19 protein-coding genes are annotated in these 19,067 nt (G+C 73.6%); 10 read left to right on the top strand and 9 right to left on the bottom strand.

What is annotated here, in order from left to right:
- Window positions 1–3: 3 nt before the first annotated feature.
- Entirely contained in the window at window positions 4–879 is an 876-nt protein-coding gene (locus ACH4DX_RS33875) for a DUF2382 domain-containing protein (protein ID WP_398123701.1), read from the bottom strand.
- Between the two features lie 249 nt (window positions 880–1,128).
- Complete coding sequence (locus ACH4DX_RS33870) at window positions 1,129–1,548, bottom strand: hypothetical protein (RefSeq protein WP_398157881.1); 420 nt, start codon at window positions 1,546–1,548, stop codon at window positions 1,129–1,131.
- A gap of 322 nt (window positions 1,549–1,870) precedes the next feature.
- Between ACH4DX_RS33870 and ACH4DX_RS33865 the strand changes: the two genes are divergently transcribed.
- The 3 genes from ACH4DX_RS33865 (at window position 1,871) to ACH4DX_RS33855 (ending at window position 4,654) form a co-directional block, all read left to right on the top strand.
- Entirely contained in the window at window positions 1,871–2,278 is a 408-nt protein-coding gene (locus ACH4DX_RS33865; protein WP_398157905.1) for a phage holin family protein, read from the top strand.
- Window positions 2,275–2,775 (top strand): DUF3618 domain-containing protein, encoded by a 501-nt coding sequence (locus ACH4DX_RS33860; protein ID WP_398123703.1) that lies wholly within the window; start codon window positions 2,275–2,277, stop codon window positions 2,773–2,775. Before ACH4DX_RS33865 ends, ACH4DX_RS33860 begins: the two co-directional genes overlap by 4 nt.
- Window positions 2,776–3,169: 394 nt before the next feature.
- Complete coding sequence (locus ACH4DX_RS33855; protein ID WP_398157880.1) at window positions 3,170–4,654, top strand: aminotransferase class I/II-fold pyridoxal phosphate-dependent enzyme; 1,485 nt, start codon at window positions 3,170–3,172, stop codon at window positions 4,652–4,654.
- Between the two features lie 1,007 nt (window positions 4,655–5,661).
- Here ACH4DX_RS33855 and ACH4DX_RS33850 read toward each other — a convergent pair.
- The 4 genes from ACH4DX_RS33850 to ACH4DX_RS33835 form a co-directional block, all read right to left on the bottom strand.
- Window positions 5,662–6,030 carry a peptidase inhibitor family I36 protein gene (locus ACH4DX_RS33850; protein ID WP_398157904.1) on the bottom strand — a complete coding sequence of 123 codons (369 nt, stop codon included), beginning with the start codon at window positions 6,028–6,030 and terminating at the stop codon, window positions 5,662–5,664.
- 302 nt (window positions 6,031–6,332) lie between these two features.
- Window positions 6,333–6,800 (bottom strand): pyridoxamine 5'-phosphate oxidase family protein, encoded by a 468-nt coding sequence (locus ACH4DX_RS33845; protein WP_398123705.1) that lies wholly within the window; start codon window positions 6,798–6,800, stop codon window positions 6,333–6,335.
- Window positions 6,801–6,895: 95 nt separating this feature from the next.
- A complete protein-coding gene (locus tag ACH4DX_RS33840; RefSeq protein ID WP_398157903.1) occupies window positions 6,896–7,345 on the bottom strand; it encodes a RimK family alpha-L-glutamate ligase in 450 nt (149 codons plus the stop codon).
- A gap of 30 nt (window positions 7,346–7,375) precedes the next feature.
- Window positions 7,376–7,924, bottom strand: coding sequence for a GNAT family N-acetyltransferase (locus tag ACH4DX_RS33835; RefSeq protein WP_398157879.1), 549 nt, complete (start codon window positions 7,922–7,924; stop codon window positions 7,376–7,378).
- Between the two features lie 176 nt (window positions 7,925–8,100).
- On the opposite strand from ACH4DX_RS33835, the gene ACH4DX_RS33830 reads away from it, so the two are divergent.
- Window positions 8,101–10,938 (top strand): hypothetical protein, encoded by a 2,838-nt coding sequence (locus tag ACH4DX_RS33830; RefSeq protein ID WP_398157878.1) that lies wholly within the window; start codon window positions 8,101–8,103, stop codon window positions 10,936–10,938.
- On the opposite strand, the gene ACH4DX_RS33825 is transcribed toward ACH4DX_RS33830, so the two are convergent.
- A complete protein-coding gene (locus tag ACH4DX_RS33825) occupies window positions 10,910–11,467 on the bottom strand; it encodes a cupin domain-containing protein (RefSeq protein WP_398157877.1) in 558 nt (185 codons plus the stop codon). The genes ACH4DX_RS33830 and ACH4DX_RS33825 overlap by 29 nt on opposite strands.
- Before the next feature lie 196 nt (window positions 11,468–11,663).
- Here ACH4DX_RS33825 and ACH4DX_RS33820 point away from each other — a divergent pair, with 196 nt between their 5' ends.
- The 5 genes from ACH4DX_RS33820 to lnt all read left to right on the top strand — a co-directional run bounded on the left by ACH4DX_RS33820 (window position 11,664) and on the right by lnt (window position 15,977).
- Window positions 11,664–12,575 carry a LysR family transcriptional regulator gene (locus tag ACH4DX_RS33820; protein ID WP_398157876.1) on the top strand — a complete coding sequence of 304 codons (912 nt, stop codon included), beginning with the start codon at window positions 11,664–11,666 and terminating at the stop codon, window positions 12,573–12,575.
- Window positions 12,576–12,681: 106 nt separating this feature from the next.
- On the top strand, window positions 12,682–13,275 hold the full coding sequence (locus tag ACH4DX_RS33815; RefSeq protein ID WP_398123710.1) for a DUF2165 domain-containing protein: 594 nt from the start codon (window positions 12,682–12,684) through the stop codon (window positions 13,273–13,275).
- Between the two features lie 183 nt (window positions 13,276–13,458).
- Complete coding sequence (locus ACH4DX_RS33810; RefSeq protein WP_398123711.1) at window positions 13,459–13,638, top strand: hypothetical protein; 180 nt, start codon at window positions 13,459–13,461, stop codon at window positions 13,636–13,638.
- Window positions 13,639–13,710: 72 nt separating this feature from the next.
- The gene (locus tag ACH4DX_RS33805) at window positions 13,711–14,211 is read left to right on the top strand and encodes a nuclear transport factor 2 family protein (protein WP_398157875.1); all 501 of its coding nucleotides are present in this window, start codon (window positions 13,711–13,713) and stop codon (window positions 14,209–14,211) included.
- Between the two features lie 104 nt (window positions 14,212–14,315).
- Window positions 14,316–15,977 (top strand): apolipoprotein N-acyltransferase, encoded by a 1,662-nt coding sequence (gene lnt, locus ACH4DX_RS33800; protein WP_398157874.1) that lies wholly within the window; start codon window positions 14,316–14,318, stop codon window positions 15,975–15,977.
- Here the strand turns inward: lnt and ACH4DX_RS33795 are convergent.
- Window positions 15,901–16,806 carry a Gfo/Idh/MocA family protein gene (locus ACH4DX_RS33795; RefSeq protein ID WP_398157873.1) on the bottom strand — a complete coding sequence of 302 codons (906 nt, stop codon included), beginning with the start codon at window positions 16,804–16,806 and terminating at the stop codon, window positions 15,901–15,903. The genes lnt and ACH4DX_RS33795 overlap by 77 nt on opposite strands.
- Before the next feature lie 10 nt (window positions 16,807–16,816).
- Entirely contained in the window at window positions 16,817–18,055 is a 1,239-nt protein-coding gene (locus ACH4DX_RS33790) for an FAD-dependent monooxygenase (RefSeq protein ID WP_398157902.1), read from the bottom strand.
- A gap of 162 nt (window positions 18,056–18,217) precedes the next feature.
- On the opposite strand from ACH4DX_RS33790, the gene ACH4DX_RS33785 reads away from it, so the two are divergent.
- Window positions 18,218–18,871, top strand: coding sequence for a TetR/AcrR family transcriptional regulator (locus ACH4DX_RS33785; protein ID WP_398157872.1), 654 nt, complete (start codon window positions 18,218–18,220; stop codon window positions 18,869–18,871).
- Window positions 18,872–19,067 lie beyond the last annotated feature (196 nt).

Genomic DNA, 19,067 nt, shown 5'->3' with positions numbered 1-19,067 from the left:
CGGTCAGTGCCGCGGGCCCTTGGGGTCCCGGCCCCGGGTGCCCCGGGTGCCGCCCTTCGGGTCGTCGTACTCGGCGCGCTCCTTGCGGACCTTGTCCGAGATCTCCTGCGTCTCGGTGACCCGCTCGGTCTCCAGGCGCACCCGCTCGACCGGCCTGGTCTCCTTGCGCACCACCGGCTTCTCGGCGTGCAGGGTGACCTCCGTCTCCTCCTCGCCGATCTTGGTGGCGCGGGTCCGCTCGCCCTCGCGGATGGGCTCGCGCACCACGCGGACCTCCTCGTGGGACACGGGGACGGAGGTGGTCACGTCCTCGGTCACGACGACCTTGCGCAGGCGGGCCCGGCCGACCTCCTCCTCCTGCGTGCTGACGCGCAGCTGCTCCTCGGAGAGCGTCATCTCGTGCTTGTCCTCGCCGCGGTCGACGCCGCGCATGGCGTACTCACGCGCCCCGCTGTGCCCGCCCTGGCTGCCCGCGGCGGACGCGAGACCCGGGTCGGCCGCGGCCGGTCGCTGCGCCGCGGGGCCGTTGCCCATGCCCGCGCGCGGTGTGGACCGCGTCGGCGCCAGGCCGTAGTGCGCGTACAGCTCGCTCTCCTGGGACGGGTCGAGGTGCTGGTCGGCGTCGACGCGCGGCGCCTCCTTGACCACGTCCTTCGTGCAGGCCACCTTGAGGTTCTCGCCCTCGCGGTGGGCACCGGCGAGCGGGACGAAGCTCTCCTTCATGCCGAACAGGCCGGTTTTGACCGTGACCCACTCCGGCCGACCCGTCTGGTCGTCGAGGTAGACCTGCTGGACGCTGCCGATCTTGTCACCGGTCCTGTCGTAGGCCGTGAGCCCGGTGAGAGCCTCGGGTGTGCCGAAGACGTCGCCCTGCGGCATGGGTGATCACTCCCTTGGGCAAGCGGCGGGCGAAGACTTCGCCCCGGGCACCGCACGCCTCACCCCCATCACGCACGGCGGACGGGCACGCCGCAACGCCGGATGTCACACAGAGTCGCGACATGGGGACAGGTCCCACCGGCAGCGCTGTCCCCATGCCCCTGCGTACGTCACAGACGGCACACCCCGGATTGGGCCGAACGGGTGACGGCGCCACGCGGTGGCCCCTCACCGTCGGTGTGCGAGGGCTCAAGCGGCGGTGTGCAGGCGCCGGTCACGACGCTCACGCCGACGGCCGTGAAAGCGGTCGCGGCGGTGAGCGCGACGCCGGTCCGACGGTGACGCGTCGGCAGAGGCGCGGGAGGGCGCAGCGGCGGGTGCGCCCGCGGTCGCACTGGCGGGTACGCCGGTCGGCGGGGCCTCCGCCGCGAACACCTCCGCCGCGGCCACCTCCGTCGCGAACGCTTCCGCCGCGAGGGCCTCCGTCGCGGGTGGCACCTCGGCGGCGTACCGGCGGCTGCCGCGCACAAGACGCAGGTGGCGGCGGCGCGCGTGCCGTGGCGCGTCCGCCTGGGGCGACGCCCCCCGCAGGAGTCGTTCCTCGATCCGGTCCATGCCGTACAGCAGCAGCCCGACCAACGGCAGCAGAAGGCACGCGACAACAATCACGGTTCCGGGCTCCCTCCCGGCAGACACGTTTCCCGGGTGCCCGGCACGGCGTACGGCAGCATGCTGGCTCTGTGAAGGTCTCGTGACGCATTCCGGGAAGGTCCCGTGACGCATTCCGGCTTCTCGCACCGCGAGGGCTGAAGGGTTCCTTCCGGGGTACTCGGGACCTGTCCGCAGCCAGGTGCGCCCGCGCCTGAGCCGGGCGACGAGACGGGAGGTGATCGCCATGACGGAACATGGTCCGCACAGCCCGCTCCCGAAGACGGAGCGGCCCACGTACGACACCGGTTCATCGCCGTTGAGTGAACCGGTGCACCGACCCATGAGCGGGTCGGCGCCGCAGTCGGGCAGCGAACCGGTGGGTGAGCTCGTACAGCGCGCGTCGCAGCAGCTGACGGAGCTGGTACGCGGCGAGCTCCGCCTCGCACAGGCGGAGATGAAGCAGAAGGGGCGGCACTACGGCAAGGGCGGCGGGCTTTTCGGCGGCGCCGGTCTCGTCGGCTTCCTCACCCTTCAGGCCCTGGTGGCCGCAGCGATCGCCGGCCTCGCCGTGCCGCTGCCCGTGTGGGCCGCCGCGCTGATCGTCGGCGGTGTCCTCGGCGTGATCGCCGCCGTTCTCGCCCTCACCGGCAAGAAGGAGATCAGCGAGGCAGCCCCGCCCGCGCCCGAGCAGACGATCAAGAACGTCAAGGCCGACGTGGCCGAGATCAAGGAGAGTGCACACCGATGAGCAAGCCGCCCCCGGAGAAGGCCCCCGCCACCCCCGAAGAGCTGCGCGAGCAGGTCGAGCACACGCGCACCGAGCTGGGGCACACTGTCGAAGCCCTGGCCGCGAAGGCGGATGTGAAGGCCCGCGCCGGCGAGAAGGCCGCCGAGGTGAAGGAGCAGGCCGGGGCCAAGGCCACGGAGGTCAAGGAGCAGGCCGCCGCCAAGGCCACCGAAGTGAAGGAACAGGCCGTCGCCAAGGCGGACCAGCTCAAGGCCAAGGCCGCCGAGGCGGTGCAGCAGGTGCAGGACAGGGTGCCCGAACCCGTGCGCGACAAGGCGGCGCAGGCGAGGACGAAGGCCGCCGAGGCCGTGCAGCAGGTGCAGGACAGGGCACCCGAGCCCGTACGCGAGAAGGCGGCCCAGGGGGCCCGCGCCGCGCGCGACCACCGCACCCTGCTCCTCGCCGCCGCGGCGGGTCTCGCCGTGGTGTGGCTGGCACGACGGGGCTCGAAGGCGTGATGCCGTACGCGTGGTGACGCCCACGCGTGACGCCACCATGCGTGGTGTCGTACGCGCGAAGCGGCCACGCGTGCGCGAAGCGGCCATGCGTGACGCCGTACACGCGACGCGGTCACGCATGACGCCGCACGCGCGACGCCGCACGTGGGACACGGCCCTGCATGACGCAGCACGCGCGACACCGCACGCGCGACACGGCCCCGCATGACGCCGTGCGCGCGACGCCGTGCGCGTGCGGCAAGCCGCGTTACGCCGCACACGGTGTGCGAGTTCGCCCCGGGCCCGGTCGGCGGCAGGCGATGTGCCTGCCCCCGGCCGGGCCCGGTACGGCCGACAGTGGGACAGCCGACGATCGCACCGGTTGCCCCCGGCAACCCCGGGGAAGCCGTACCGCATGTCAGTCGACCACTCCCAGGCTCCCGTCCTCGAGGCCCTCGCCGCCTACCGCGAACACGGCCATCTGGCCTTCTCGCCCCCGGGTCACAAACAGGCCCGCGGCGCCGACCCCCGGGTCCGCGAGGTGCTCGGGGACGCGGTCTTCCACGGAGATCTACTCGCGTCCGGAGGTCTGGACGACCGGCTGACGAGGGCGGCCGTCCTGGAACGTGCGGAAAAGCTGATGGCCGACGCCGTGCACGCGTCCCACACGTTCTTCTCGACCTGCGGCAGCTCCCTCTCGGTCAAGGCGGCGATGCTGTCCGTAGCGGGCCCGCACACCAAACTCCTGGTGGGCCGGGACGCGCACAAGTCCGTCGTCTCCGGTCTCGTGCTCTCCGGCATCCACCCGGTGTGGGTGGAGCCCCGCTGGGACGCCGAGCGCCACCTCGCGCACGCGCCCGCCGCCGAGGACTACGAGGCGGCGTTCCGCGCCCACCCCGATGCCAAGGGCGCCCTGATCACCAGCCCCACTCCGTACGGCAGTTGCGCCGATCTGGAAGGTGTGGCGCGGGTCTGCCACAGCCGCTCGGTGCCCCTGATCGTGGACGAGGCCTGGGGCGCACACCTGCCCTTCCACCCGGATCTGCCCAAGTGGGCCATGGACGCGGGCGCGGACGTCTGCGTGACCAGCATCCACAAGATGGGCAGCGGCCTGGAGCAGGGCTCCGTCTTCCACCTCCAGGGCGACCTGATCGAACCGCACGTCCTGGAGAGCCGGGCCGACCTGCTCGGCACCACCAGCCCCTCGGTCCTCCTCTACGCCGGCCTCGACGGCTGGCGCCGCCAGATGGCGCTGCGCGGCGAACAGCTCCTCGGCCGCGCCCTGGCACACGCCCACGAGGTGCGGGCGGCGATCGAGGCCATCGACGGGTTGCACGTCAACGGCAGGGACGACTTCTGCGGCCCCGGCCTCGCCCACGACTTCGATCCGCTGCCGGTGGTCATCGAGGTCGCGGGACTCGGCATCACGGGCTACCAGGCGGCCGACTGGCTGCGCGAGCAGCACGCCATCGACGTCCATCTCGCCGACCACCGGCGCATCAACACGCAACTCACGCACGCGGACAGCGAAGAGACCACCCGGCCCCTGCTGCGGGCCCTCACCGCCCTCGCCCGCGCCGCGTCCGAACTGCCGCGGCCCACGCGCGTGGAGGTGCCCGCGCCCGCCGAACTCCGCCTGGAGCAGGTCCTCACGCCCCGCGACGCCTACTTCGGCACTGTCGAGGACGTCCCCCTCACCAAGGCCGAGGGGCGCGTCGCCGCCGAGATGATCACCCCGTACCCGCCCGGCATCCCCGCCGTCCTGCCCGGCGAGCGGCTCACCGCGCCGGTCCTGGACTACCTGCACTCGGGTGTGGCCGCCGGGATGAACCTGCCGGACGCGGCGGACGGCTCGTTGGGAACCGTGCGCGTCGTGGTGGAGGCTCTCGACGCCTCCTGAGGGGGCGACTCGCCTTCCGACGGGAGACTTCATCAGCACGCCAGTAACTGTACGTAGTCACTCTCGCCCCATGTGCCCCTGTGTTACCTACTTTGGCTTTCTCGGTACGTTGTGTAGGCAAGGGTGGAGCTTTTTCCGCCCGACGGGTGCACGCTGGTGAGACGGGCGTACCCCCCGGGCGGTCGCCGCCGTTCGTCGGCGGGGGCGGCGGCCGCAGGTGCGAGGACGTGGCGGCTCCCCCTCCGCCGGGCGTCCTCGCACCGCTGCCCTCTCCTCGGGGGTGGGCGGGAGCCGCTCCCGAGGAGAGAAGAGCCGGGACCGCGGCCTCGCTGCCCTGAAGCGCGATCCCGGCCGTATCTTCAGGCGCCGCCTTCTCGCGGCGCCGTTCTCCGAGGAAGAGGGTGTCCGGTGCGACGTCCGGACCGCGAGCGGTGGTCGCGCGGCGGCACTCCCCCACCTCGTCGGTCGCCACGAGCCAGCGGGGACGGCCGAGCGCCGTGACCGCCCGGACCTCCCGCTGGGCGCGGCCCACGACGCCCGGGGTGGGCCACCGCGAGCCGTCCCGCCCATGCCTTGGCCAGTACCTCACGGCACTCCGCCTGCGTCATACGGCGCATGCTCCGCACGAGCGACCTCCTCATGCCGCCGGCCCGCGTCGGGCGCGGGTGGGCGGGACTCGCACTCCCGGGCAGGGGGCGCGCGCCGGGGTCCGGGGCGTCGGTGCGCCGTCGGTCGACCGGAGCGGGCCGCGACGTCCTACTCGCCCGTCATGGCCGAAAGCACAGTCCCGCGGCCATTCACCCTCCACCGCGCTCTGACATCACCGACATACGCGGTTCCGCGCCGTTCATGCCCTACAGGACCGGCCTATGTCCGACAGCCTCGCGTAACCCGAACAAGCCGCCGCACGAGGCTTCCTGACGCACCATCACGTGAAAGGTTGGCGGCGCGGGAACGCGAACGGGCCCGCCGCCCGCAGGCGGTGGGCCCGTGTCGGGGCGGTCGGCTCAGCAGCCCCTCGCCCAGGTGTGGGAGTCGCCGTCGTCGTTGGCCGCGCCGTTGCCGCCGACCTCCTGGCCCGGCGCGAGGCAGATGGTCATGTGACCGCCCTGGTGGGCGCGCGAGTACACCTTGACGTGGTCCTTGATGCCCGGGCCCGAGATGCCGTGGTTGGCCCACGAGGAGTCCTCGTCGGCGATGTAGCTCTCCCACCAGCCGTCGTCACCGGACCAGTTGGCGCGCTGGCCGCCGAAGCCGGCGTGCTCCCAGGCACAGAAGTGACCCGAGGGACAGTCGGCCGCACCGGCGGGCGGGGCCACGGCCAGGCTGCCGGTCACCAGGAGTGCCGCCGCCGCACCGAGGACGGCCCGCCGCAGGTTTCGCCTCCTCGGTGCGGACGCGGCTTCCCTGTCGGGGGCGGAGGGGGTTCGGGGCACGGCGGAGGTGTGCTTCGTCGTCATGTCGGGATGTGACCTTCCTGGTCGGCGTCCGGATGGACCGTTCGCCAGGCTGCCCATGCGCGGAGTCACACATTCCACCGTTCACTCGAAGGGGGTGCGAACCACAAGGGCGAACCCTTTCTGCCAGGTCAGAGGTGCCGCGCAGCCGCCTGTGCGGGTCTTCCGGCAGAGCAGACCAGACCAGAGCGGGCGGGGCGGGGCGGAGCGGGCCCGGCGCGTCAGTCCCGGCCCACCCACTCCCCCGCACGCAGGACGACCCTGCCCCGGTGCTCCGCCTCGCCGCGCCAGGCGAGCACCTTCGTCGGCAGGACGCGCAGGTACAGATGGGGCGCCTCCTCCCGGCGCGGGTCCCAGCCGAACTTGGCGGCGAACCCGTCCCCCGCCTCCCGCGGCACGTCCTGGACGCCGTGGCACTCCGCGTCGCCGTGCAGCAGGACCACGTCGGCGGTGTCCGGGAGGGCGAGCCGCACCCGGGGCTCCGCCCGCGCGTTGCGCGCGGTCACCGTCCGCTCGGCGGTGCACATCCACACCGCCCTGCCGTCCCACCAGAACCACAGCGGTACCTGGTGCGGGCCGTGCTCGGGGTGCGCGGTCGCCACCCAGATGTCCCGCTCCCCGGCGAGCCGGTCCAGTGTGTCGCGGGTACGGGTGGGGGCGTCGCGCCAGGCGCTGTCCATGGGCTGCATGAGCACCGACGCTAAGGGGAACGCCGCGTACCGCGCCTGCGGCTCCGGGCCGATCCCACCTACTTCGCAAGGCCCACCCGACCAGGCAACGGGTCCTAGGCCGCCTGCGGCGAGGGCCCGCGGAGCCCGTCGCCGTGCCGCGGGCCCCGCGCCGGGCGGTGGCCCCTGCGGCTGTCCGCGGTCCGGTCGAGAGCGTCCAGATGGGCCTGGACGTAGGGCATGGCCACCGTCTCCAGCTCGCCGTCGACGAAGGCCGGCTGGACGTTGACCTCGAAGACGACCCCGCCGTTCTCGATCGCCAGGTCGACCCCGGCGAAGGGCAGCCCCACCGACGCGGTGGCCGCGACGGCCAGGTCGGCAAGGCGGCGCGGCAGGTCGGCCGGTGCGACGGGGACGGCCGTCGCACCCTGACAGGTGTTGCAGGGCGTGTCCGTCGCGGCCTGTATGTGCTCGCGGGCATGGATGACACGTCCGCCGAGGACGAACACGCGGAACTGGTGCCGCTGCCCGTCGGCGGTGACGTTGCCCGCGTCGCGCGAGAGCAGCCAGGCGCTGTCATGGGCCTCACGTGGGCCTCACATGGGGTACGACAGCAAACGCACCTCCCCCAAAGGCCACTCCCGTGCTGCGGCACCCTCCGTGCCGGTCCCCAGTGGCGTCCACATCGTCCGCAGGGGCATCACCACCGGGCCCCGCGGCTGCTGTACGTACACCTCCTGGTCCAGCGTCAGCCAGCCGAGCCGCTCGTAGAGGGCGACGAGGGGCGGGCGGCAGAAGAGGAGGGCCTGGCGGGGGCCCATCGTGCGGGCGTGGGCGAGCGCCGCCGTCAGGACGGTGCGCGCGAGCCCGCGGCCGCGCAGGCCGGGGGCGACGGCCACGCCGCCGACGCCGACCACCTCGGCCTCGGTGCCGCCGACCGACACGGGCACCCGCAACAGGCCCGCGTGCGCCACGAGTCGGCTCCCCGCCCGGACACCGAAGTGCTCCTGCTTCGGCAGCCACGTCAGGCCCGTCTCCGCGACGCCGAAGGGGTCTGCTCCGTCGCCGAGTATCTCGTTCTGGTCGTCCCGGCCGTACGCGGTGAGCCGGACCGCGGTCAGGGGCTCGGAAGGGTGATCATCCATCTCTGCATGATGCGCGGTGCCGGGCGCCCGGGACAAGAGCGGTCCGGCTCGCCCCAGGAGGCAACCCGTGCCCGCCCGTTCACATCTCCAGGTGGGGGACCCGGCGCCCCTTCGGGGGCGGTCCGGGGCGGCCGCCGGACCGGTGGCCGCGGAACAGCACGAACTGGAGGACTGTCTTGATCCATGTCCCGCGCTCGGTGACCGCCGCGGCAGCGGTCCTTGCGCTGGCGGCGGGGGTCCCCGGGCTCGCGCACGCGCAGCCTGGCGACCGAATACCGCCCGCGTCACCGAGACATGCCACACCCGCGCAGTACCCGGCGTCCCCGGGAGTCCCCGCGCCGTCGGGGGACGACAACGAGGACCGCCTCCCCAAGGGCTGGCGGTTCGACGGGTCCGGTGCCGAGAGGCACTTGGTCTGGCAGGCGCCCGAGCGGGTGCCCATGGGGGATGCCCGCGTCGAGTTCTACGCGGGCGACCGGCTGCTCGGCGTCCCTGAGTCGACCGGCGACCAGCGGACGTTCCGGCTGCGTCTGAACGGGGCCGGGATCGGTTCGCCGTCCGGGCTCCAGGCGCAGGCGGGCGGCCGTCGTCTGGACGAGGGCGCGAAGCCCGTCCCGGCGCCCTCCCGGATCGCACCGCCCCCCGCGTCCTCGGCGCCCCTCCCCGCGAACCGGGTCGACCCCGGCGTCCCGGGCGAATACCGCACGGTGAGCGGCGAGTACACCCTGCCGTCGGTGCGCGTTCCCGGCTTCCCTGAGCCGGTCGAGATGCGCGCGACCGTGGTCGGACCGGCCGGCGCCCCCGGGAAGCGGCCCCTCGCCCTTTTCCTGCACGGCCGCCACGCCACCTGCTACAGCGGCGACGAGGTGGACGGCAACTGGCCCTGCACGGGCGGCCAGAAGCCGATACCCAGCTACCGGGGCTATCTGCACGACCAGAAGCTCCTCGCCTCGCAGGGCTATGTGACGGTGTCGATATCCGCCAACGGCATCAACGGCCAGGACGACATACCCGACGGCGGTGCCCAGGCCCGTTCGTCGCTGGTGCGCCGGCACCTCGGCCACTGGGCGGACTGGGCCGCGGGCCAGGGCTCCCCGCCCGCGGCCGTGCGCGCCACCGCGCCCGTCGACCCCTCCCGCGTGCTGCTCGTCGGCCACTCCCGCGGCGGTGAGGGCGTCAATCGCGCCGCCCTCGACAGCCTGTCGCCGCCCCCGGCGGACCAGGACGGCGCGCCGGGTCCGGCCCGGTGGAACATCCGCGGCACCGTGCTCATCGGCCCCACCATCTTCGGCCAGAACCCGGTCCCCGACGTCCCGTCGATGACGATCCTGCCGGGCTGCGACGGCGACGTGTCCGACCTCCAGGGCCAGCTCTTCGCCGACGGCACCCGTGGCGTCAGCCGCGGCACCGCCCTGCACAGCGCGGTCTATGTGGTGGGCGCCAACCACAACTTCTTCAACACCGAGTGGACCCCGGGGCAGGCCGCGGCGCCCGCGTCCGACGACTTCTACTCCGACGGCAGCAGGCCCGACCCGGTGTGCGCGCCGGGCAAGGAGACGCGCCTGAAGGCCAAGCAGCAGCAGAAGGCGGGATCCACGTACATCGCCGCCGCTGCCGGGCTGTTCGTCGGCGGTGACGACCGGGTGCGCCCGCTCCTCGACGGCTCCGGCCGCCGCGCGCCCTCGGCGAACCCGGCGCGGGTGCTCACGCACGCCGTCGGCGGCAACCGCACCCCCGCCTTCGTGCCGAGCACCTCGCTCGACGTGTCCGGCAGCGGCCGGCTGTGCGCACAGGTGGACAACCGGGCCTCCCGGGCCTGCCTCTCCCCCCGTACGAAGGGCTCGTCACCGCACTTCGCCACCTGGGTGACCTCGCCGGAACCCGGCCGCCACGCGGTGGCGATGCACTGGACGCAGTCCGGCGCCACGACGAAGGTACGGCCTAAGAAGCCCGTGTCCCTCGCGGGCTCCACGTCCCTCGCGCTGCGCGTGATCGTGCCGCCCAACTCCACGGGCACCCGGCTCGACATCGCGGCCACCGACGCCTCCGGGCACCGGTCCGCGCTGGGTGAGGTCCGGGTCGACGGTCTGCCCGGCACCGAGATGACGTCCTCGTACTGGGGACGCGAGGTCCGGGTGCCGCTGGCCGCGGCGGCCCGCGCCGGACTCGACCTCACCCGGGTGACCTCCCTGGAGCTCACCCCCCGCACCCGGTCCGGGCGCGCCTGGCTGGTGGACGCGTGGGGCTGGCGCCCCGGCACCCCGGACGCCGGGACGGCCGGTCTCGCGCGGGTCGACATCGGCCGACTGGAGGTCAAGGAGGGTGACTCCGGGGTCCGCGAGTACCGGGTGCCCGTGCGGGTCTCCGGGCACGGCAGCGGCAAGATCCGGCTGTTCGTGACCGACCCGGTCACGCAGAAGACCACGTCCCGCGTGCTCACGGTGCGTCCGGGCGGCGATCCCGTCGAGGTGCCGGTCACGGTGCGCGGCAACAAGCGCTACGGCCCGGACGAGTCCCACGAGGTGCTGGCCAAGGCGGTCAGCGGCGCGGTGGTCGGTTCGTACAACGGCGGCGTGACCGTGCGCAACGATGACGCGATGCCGAAGGTCACCGTGCAGCCCGTCGCGGACCGCGTCACCGAGGGCAAGCCCCTGAAGTGGCGCGTCTCGCTGTCCGCGGCGGCCGACGTCGCGATCGAGGGCGTGTTCGACATCCGGCCGGTCCGCGGCGGCGGCAAGGAGCTGTCCACCAAGGACGTCGACAAGCGCTGGCTGAAGGAGGTCTTCGACCGGTCGCCGAACCCGCAGCGCCCGCTGTCGAAGGTGTCGGACTCCGCGTACATGACGGCGACCGTCCAGGCGGGCGAGCGCGGCGTCGTGGTGAGCGTGCCCACCGTCAAGGACCGGGTGCGGGAGCCGAAGGAGACCCTGCGGCTCCGGTTCTTCACCTACGACCAGTCGTGGAACCCGCGCTGGGGCCCGACGCTCACCGGGACGGTGCGCGACCCGTCCTAGCGCGGGCGGACTCCCAGTCCGCTGCGACCGCGCCCCCGAGGAAGTGCACGTCGTACCGGTCCTGTTCGGGCAGGAGGCTGTCGAACGTGTCCAGGCCGCGCTGGATGCGGCCCAGGGCACGGAAGTAGCCGAACCGGTCGACACCCGGTGTGAGGGCCGCCAGGAGATCGGCGGTGGCACCGGCCGCCGCGCCGAACGCGTGCGGCGTTCCCGGCGGGACGACGACGAGTCCGCCCCGTGCGACCGACGTCGTCCCGCCTCCCACGAAGAACTCCACCACACCGTCGAGTACGTAGAACAACTCCGTCGACCGGGCGTGCTGGTGGGGTCTGGCGCCGTCGGCGCCCTCACCGAGCGTCAGCCTGTTGACGCCGAGGGCGCCGCCGGTGTCCCCCGCGTCGGCGAGCAGCTCGAAGCCGCCGCCGTGCGGCAGCGGTACGTGTTCGGCCGTGCCGGGCCGCACGATGTACGCGGCTGCGCCGATCGCTTCCTGTGCTTGTGCCTGTGCCTGTATCTCTTGCGTCGTCATCCCTCTCGGCTCCCTCTCCGTGCTCTTTGCGCTTCAAGTTCTCTTCGTACTTTTCGTGCTCACTGTGAACGGCTTGCGCCCCCTTCGGGCCGGGACCCATTCGACCCGGGGAAGAACCCGCGCACCACCGGCAGTTGTCGCTTGCAGTGATCACCGGTCGTGATGGATCGGTGCGCCGGTGCTGTGGGAGGTACCCGTGGAACTGCGCCAGCTCGAGTACTTCGCCGCCGTCGCCGACGAAGGCGGGTTCGGCCGTGCCGCCGGACGCCTCGGCATCGTGCAGTCGGCGGTCAGCCAGCAGATCCGCCGCCTGGAGCGCGAACTCGGCGTCACCCTGTTCGACCGGTCGACCCGTCACGTCCGGCTCTCCGGCGCGGGCGAGCGCCTGCTCCCCGAGGCGCGGGCCGTCCTCGAGGCGGCGCGCCGCACCCGGCGGATCGCGGCGGACCTCGCCACGGGCGCCGAGGGAGTGCTGCGTCTCGGCACCGTCCAGGGTCCTGGCGAGCGTACGTACCGCCTCCTGGAGGCATTGCGGCGAACGGCACCGCACCTGCGGGTGCGCCTGCTGCGGCTCCCTCCGGCCGAACGCCTCGCGGCGGTGCGCTCCGGCGAACTGGACGCGGCGCTGGTGCGGGCCGCGACGAGAGCGCGGGGCCTCGAACTCCTCCCGGTGTGGGAGGACCCGCTGTACGTGGCCCTGCCCGCGGAGCATCCGGCCGCGGCCCCGCCCGCGGGCGAGGGGCCGGCCCACGCCCCGCTGCGCCTGGCGGAGTTGTCGGGCCTGCCGCTGCGCCTCGCCCCGCACCGGCACAACCCGCCGTTCCACGACCTGGTGACGGGAGCCCTGCGCGCGGCGGGCGTCGAACGCGTGCCCGGTCCGCCGTTCACCACGCTCCAGGAGACCCTCACCGCCCTGGCGGACGAGCGTGCCGATGCGCCGTCCTGGACGGTGTTCTACGAGGTGGCGGGGTTGCCGCCGGTCCCGGGGGTCGCGGTGCGGCGCCTCGCCGCACCGACGCTCGCCACGTCGCTCGCCGTGCCCCCGGGCCCACCGGCGCCACCGCTGCGGCAGTTGCTCCAGGCCCTGCGCGAGACACCGGGCTCCTGAGGCCCGACGGGGGGAGTGCGGCCGCGCGCAACAGTCGCACTCCCCTGCGCGCCCCGTGCGCCCCCTGAGATCATGAGCCCTCACTCGCGCACACAGGGAGCACGGCATGCGCCTCGTACCAGCAAACCGCAAGCAGCCTCACGACCGGGGCACCGCCCTGGGGGCACCGGCCGTGGCCGCCGCCGTGCTGACCGGTGTCGTCGCCCTCTACATCGCGCTCGTGGCGTTCGGCAACATCACCGACTTCGGCACCAACCAGCAGTTCGTACGGCATGTCCTGGCCATGGACACCACCTTCAAGGACGACGACCTGATGTGGCGCGCGGTCGAGTCGCGCGCGTGGCAGGACGCCGCGTACGTCGCCATCATCGCCTGGGAGAGCCTCGCCGCCCTGGTCCTCGTCACCGCGACGGTGCGGTGGGCTCTCGCGGTCCGCCGCGGCGACGGCTCCCAGGACCGCGCCCGGCGCCTGAGCACGGTGGGCCTGCTCATGCTGATGCTGCTGTTCGGCGGCGGCTTCATCGGCATCGGCGGTGAGTGGTTCGCCATGTGGCAGTCCAAGAGCTGGAACGGACTCGACGCCGCCACCCGGGTGTTCACCCTCTCCGGCATCGTCCTCCTGTTCATCCACCTGCCCTGCACAGGACGCGGCCGCCCCGAGGCCCCGGACGGCGTTCCGGATCGTGCCGTCCGTCACTGACGACGGCCCCCGGATCGCACCCCGCTCCGTCCCAGGAGCCCCCCCACACCCCACTGACCAGCGCACGAGGAGCAACTCGCGCGGGGCGCGCGCCTCTTGTGGCGCCTGCGCCCCGATCACTTGCCGCAGGTGTGCGGTAGCTGACAGTTCCGATTGTCGGAGCCATCCCCTAGGCTTGACGCCATGCCCTCTACCCCCCAACCCCGTGGTTCCGTGCGGTCGTCGGCCGAGTTGAACGAGCGGATCCGAGGCCTGTGGCTGCGTGCCGGAGGCCGTCTCTCCGTCGAGCAGCGGCGCGAGTACGAGCAGTTGGTGACCGAGTGGGCCGAGGCGGTGCGCGCCGAGATCGTCCAGGCCGCGTAGACGGCCGCCGTCGGGACGACGCCTTTCGCCCCGCCCCTTGGCGCCGCACCCCCGGTACCCAAGACTGATCCGATGACGCAGCGCGTGGAACTCGCCGCAGTCCTTGACCGCTTGGCCATCGACACCCTCATCACCGACTACGCCATCGCCGTCGACGACGGCGACTGGGACGGCTACCGCCGGCTGTTCGCACCGGGCGGACGGGCCGACTACCGGTCGGCCGGCGGCATCGAAGCACCCGTCGCCGAGGTCTCCGACTGGCTGGCGAAGAGCCTGCGTGTCTTCGAGGTGCGCCAGCACCTCGTCGTCAACCGCAGGATCCGCTTCGGCCTCCGTGAGCAGGACGTCGGCGACACCGCGCGGATACAGGCGGACTACACCAACCCCATGCGGTTCGCCGCCGCGCGGCAGGCCGGGCAGGCCGACGCCCCGCCGCCCGACACCGCACCGGACTTCGAGTGCGGCGGCCGCTACGACTTCACCGCCGTGCGCACCCCCAGCGGCTGGCGGCTGCGCCAGGTCGTCGTACAGGAGAAGTGGCGCAGGCGGCACGGGCGCGCCGGGCAGGTCTGACCCCGCGCGGTGCGGCACATCGGGCGCCCCCTGTCGTAGATCGTCCCGGGCGCGCACACTGGAGGGCACGGCGGGGGCGGAGCCGGGGCAGGGAGGCGCGCTGCATGGACGTACTCGACGGCATCCGGCGGCACCGGGGGGAGGCGTCGGGGAAGGTGACGGCGCCGTGGTGGCGGCGCCCGGGACCCGTTCTCGACCCGGTGCGCGGGCGTGCGCTCCTCGCGTCGCCGCGGTGGCGCGGCGCCCTGGCCGCGCTGTGCGGTGCGCTGCCCGCCCTGGCGTTCCCCGCGCCGTCGTGGTGGTGGTTCGCCCACGTCGCACTCGTGCCGTGGCTGCTGCTCGCCCGTTCGGCGCCGACAGGGCGACGCGCGGCCCTCGACGGCTGGCTCGGCGGGCTCGGCTTCATGGTCGCGGTGCACCATTGGCTGCTGCCGAGCCTGCATGTGTTCACGCTGGTCCTCGCGGCGCTCCTCGGACTCCTGTGGGCGCCGTGGGGCTGGCTCGTACGCCACCTCCTGGGCGGCGCGCCCTCGCCGGGCCGCGCCGCCGCCGCGCTGCTCGTGCTGCCGTCCGGCTGGCTGACGGTGGAACTGGTGCGGTCCTGGGAGGGGCTCGGCGGCCCCTGGGGGCTGCTCGGCTCCAGTCAGTGGCAGGTGGAGCCCGCCCTGCGGCTCGCGTCGGTCGGCGGTGTGTGGCTGGTCAGCGCCCTCGTGGTCGCCGTGAACACGAGCGTCGCCGTGCTCGCCGCCCACCGTGCCGCCCGCGTTCCCGCGCTCGCCGGCCTGGTCGCCGCGGCGGCCGTCTGCGCCGCGGTCTGGGTCTGGTCCCCGCGCCCGGAAGCCGCGGGCAGCGTCCGTGTCGCCGTCGTACAGCCCGGCGTCGTGAACGGCGTCGACGGCCCCGAGAAGCGCTTCGCCCGCGAGGAGGAGCTGACCCGGGCGCTCGCGGGCCGCGATCTTGACCTCGTGGTGTGGGGCGAGAGCAGCGTCGGGCACGACCTGGCCGACAGGACCGACCTCGCCGACAGGATCACCGCGCTGTCCCGGCAGGTCGGCGCGGACATCCTCGTGAACGTCGACGCCCGCCGCTCGGACCGCCCCGGCATATTCAAGAGCTCGGTCCTCGTGGGTCCCCGGGGGCCGACCGGTGACCGCTACGACAAGATGCGCCTCGTCCCCTTCGGTGAGTACGTGCCGGCCCGCTCGCTGCTCGGCTGGGCGACCTCCGTCGGCAAGGCCGCGGGCGAGGACCGCAGGCGGGGTGGGCGGACCGTCGTGATGGACGTCGGGCACGGGCTGCGGGTGGGACCGCTCGTGTGCTTCGAGTCGGCGTTCCCCGACATGAGCCGCCATCTGACCCGCGAGGGCGCGGAGCTGCTCCTTGCCCAGTCCTCCACGTCGACGTTCCAGCGCAGCTGGGCGCCCGAACAGCACGCCTCGCTGGCCGCGGTGCGGGCCGCCGAGACCGGGCGCCCCATGGTGCACGCCACGCTCACCGGCGTCTCGGCGGCCTACGGCCCGAGCGGTGAGCGCCTCGGCCCCTGGCTCGGCACGTCCACTTCGGGCACAGCGGAGTACGAGATACCGCTGGCCACGGGCACCACTCCCTACGTGCGGTTCGGCGACTGGCCGGTGCACGGGGCGCTCGGCGTCCTCGCCCTCCTCGGTGCGGTGGAGGGCGCGAGGGCGTTCAGGAGGCCTGTTCCCGGACGGCCCGTACCACCCGCTCACACAGCTCATGGGTCGCCAGCGCGTCCCGGGCGCTGACCAGCTTGCCCGCGCGCACGGCGTCCAGGAAGGCGAGCACGACCTGCTCGATGCCGCGCTGCCGCGCCACCGGCACCCAGTCGCCGCGCCGCCGCACGGTCGGCTGGCCCTTGTGGTCCACGACCTCGGCGAGGTTGAGGACCTGCCGCTTGGTGTCCTGACCCGACACCTCCAGGATCTCCTCCGTGGACCCGCTCAACCGGTTCATCACGCCGATCGCGGTGAACCCGTCGCCCGCGAGCTGGAGCACCACGTGCTCCAGGAGGCCGCCGTCCGTCCGGCCGCGCACGCTCACGTGGTCGACCGGGCCCGGCACCAGGAACCGCAGCGTGTCCACCACGTGGATGAAGTCGTCGAGGATCATCGTGCGCGGTTCCTCCGGGAGGCCCACGCGGTTCTTCTGCATCAGGATCAGGTCGCGCGGGTGCTCGGCGCACTGGGCGTAGCCGGGGGCGAAGCGGCGGTTGAAGCCGACGGTGAGGCTCGTGCCGCGCTCCTCCGCCAGGCGCACGAGGCGTTCGGAGTCCGCGAGTTCGTACGCGATCGGCTTGTCCACGTACGTCGCCACGCCCGCGTCGAGCAGGCGCGTGACGATCTCCGGGTGGGCGGCGGTCGGCGCGTGCACGAACGCCGCGTCCAGGTCCTGGGCGAGCAGCGAGTCCAGGTCGGTGTGGCAGCGCGCCGCGGGGATCGCGTGGGCGGCGGCGACGCGCTCCAGGGTGGCGGGCGTACGGGTCTGTAGGTGCAGCTCGACGCCCGGCTGCGTGGTCAGCACCGGGAGGTACGCCTTCGTCGCGATGTCACCGAGTCCGATGCAGCCGACCTTCACCACTGTCTCCCTACCGTCGTGCGGATGCACGCTCCTGCGCCCCCGCGTCCGTTCCCGCAGCATACGGGGGGCCCGGCGGCCGCCAGTCGGCGATGGCGGCGAAGCCCCGCATGATCATGTTCGGGCCGATCCGGCAGGCGGTCCGCAGCAGGGTGTCGCGTACGGCGATGAGCGTGCCGTCGGTGAGGTGGTTCAGGCGTGCGGTGCGCGCGGACTGCCGGACGATCGCGGTGGTCCGGGGCACGCGGGCCGCGCTGTAGGCGGCGAGTCCCGCGAACAGGTCGGTGTCCGGCGCCAGATGGTGGGCGAGGACCACGGCGTCCTCGATGGCCTGGTTGCCGCCCTGGCCGAGGGTGGGGGCCATGGCGTGCGCGGCGTCGCCTAGGAGGGCGGTGCGGCCGCGGTGGTAGGCGGGCAGCGGCTCGATCAGGTGGCGTACGTCGTTGCGCAGGACGTCCTCGGGCCTCGCACCGGCGATGATCTCGGGGATCGGGTCGTGCCAGCGCGCGAACCGGCGCTCCAGTTCGGCCTTCTCGCTGTCGGGCGCCCGGCCGCCCTGCGGCACGAGGGCGGTGGCGTACGCGTACACCCGGCCGTCCTTGAGCGGGTGCGTGCCCCAGACGCCGCCGCGGCCCCAGGTCTCGTGCGGCTCGAAGGGGTCTTCGGGTGCGGGTACGACGAGTCGCCAGGCGGTGAAGCCTGCGTACCGGGGCCCGGGGTGGGCGGGGAAGAGGGCCGAGCGGACGCGGGAGTCGATGCCGTCGGCGCCGACGACGAGGTCGGCTTCGATGTCGCCGTCGCCGGTCGCGACGACGGCCGTGCGGCCGGGGCCGCCGGGGTCGACGAGGCGGGCCTCGGTCCCGAGGCGCAGGCAGTCGGCGGGCAGGGCCCCGACGAGCAGGTCGACGAGGGTGGCGCGGTGCAGGCTGACGAGCCCGCCGCCGAACTCCCGCTCCGTCGCCGCGGTGCTGGTGCGCACGAGCCAGCGGCCGTTCCCGGCCCGTACGCCGCCCGCCCCCTGCCAGGCAGAGAGCCCGCGCACCCGGTCCCCGAGGCCGAGGACGTCCAGGGCGCGCTGGGAGTTGGGCGCGAGCCCGATGCCCGCCCCCACCGGTTCCAGGGACCCGGCGCGTTCGAGGACGGTGACGCGCCAGCCTGTCCTGTGCAGGGCGATGGCGGCGGTCAGACCGCCGATACCACCGCCCGCCACCACGGCGTGCGGCACCTGACGCCTCGCTGTTCCCGCCATGATCTCTCCCTCGTCGGCACTCGCCCCCGTCGCCGGTTCGACGAGTTCTGGCTGCATGTGCAGTTCCGACCGCGTATACGGCGTATACAGGTTCGACTACATATGTAGTTCCGATTGGACACGAAGATACTACATACGTAGTGACGGCGGTAGGGTGGGATCATGCCTGCACGCGTCACGGGCTCGGCCCGCACCGAACTCATCGCCGACACCGCTCTGGCCCTGCTCGCCCGGCGCGGAATGCGTGGCCTCACGCACCGGGCCGTCGACGAGGCCGCGGGCCTTCCGCTGGGGTCGACGTCGAACCACGCCCGTACCCGGCTCGCCCTCCTGGAGGCCGCCGTGCGCCGCCAGGCCGAGCGCGAGAGCGAGGTCCTCACCCCGGCCGAACTCCCCGACGCGGCCGGCAGCCGTGACTCCCTGGCCGACGGCCTCGCCCTGACCCTGCACCGCTACCTCAGCGGCGACGACCACCGCGATCTGCTCGTCTCCCGCTACGAACTGGCCCTGGAGGCGACCCGACGCCCCGAGCTCCGGGCCTACTACGACGCGGCGGGCGCCCAGTTCCGCGAGCCACTGACCCGCATGATGGCGGCGGCGGGCTCCACCGACCCCGCCCGCCACACCCTGTCCCTGGTCGCATGGAGCGACGGCCTGCTGTTCTCGTGCGCCGCGGGTTCGTACCACGCGACGACACCGACATGGGACGAACTACGAGCGGGTTTCAGGGAGTTGCTCCACGGGATGCTCGACGGGGGCGCCGCGGCGAGCGGCACGGAGAGCGGTGCGCGGGGTGGAGGGCATCGGGAGATGTGAGGTGGAGTGGTTGGCCGCGGCCTGGCTTCGGCGTGCCGGGGCCTACGGCGCCGCGGTCGCGCCGAGACTTACGGCGCCGCGGCCGTACCGGGGCGTGCGGCCCCGCATCCGTGCCGAGGCATATGCGCCCCCGTAGCCGTACGGGAGGCATGCGTTCCAGGATCGTGCCGTAATACATGCGCCCCGGGGCCGTACC

Source organism: Streptomyces sp. NPDC017940 (assembly GCF_044328435.1).
Classification (GTDB): domain Bacteria; phylum Actinomycetota; class Actinomycetes; order Streptomycetales; family Streptomycetaceae; genus Streptomyces.
Note: the sequence above shows the minus strand (reverse complement) of the source record. Positions and strands in the feature narration are given on the sequence as shown.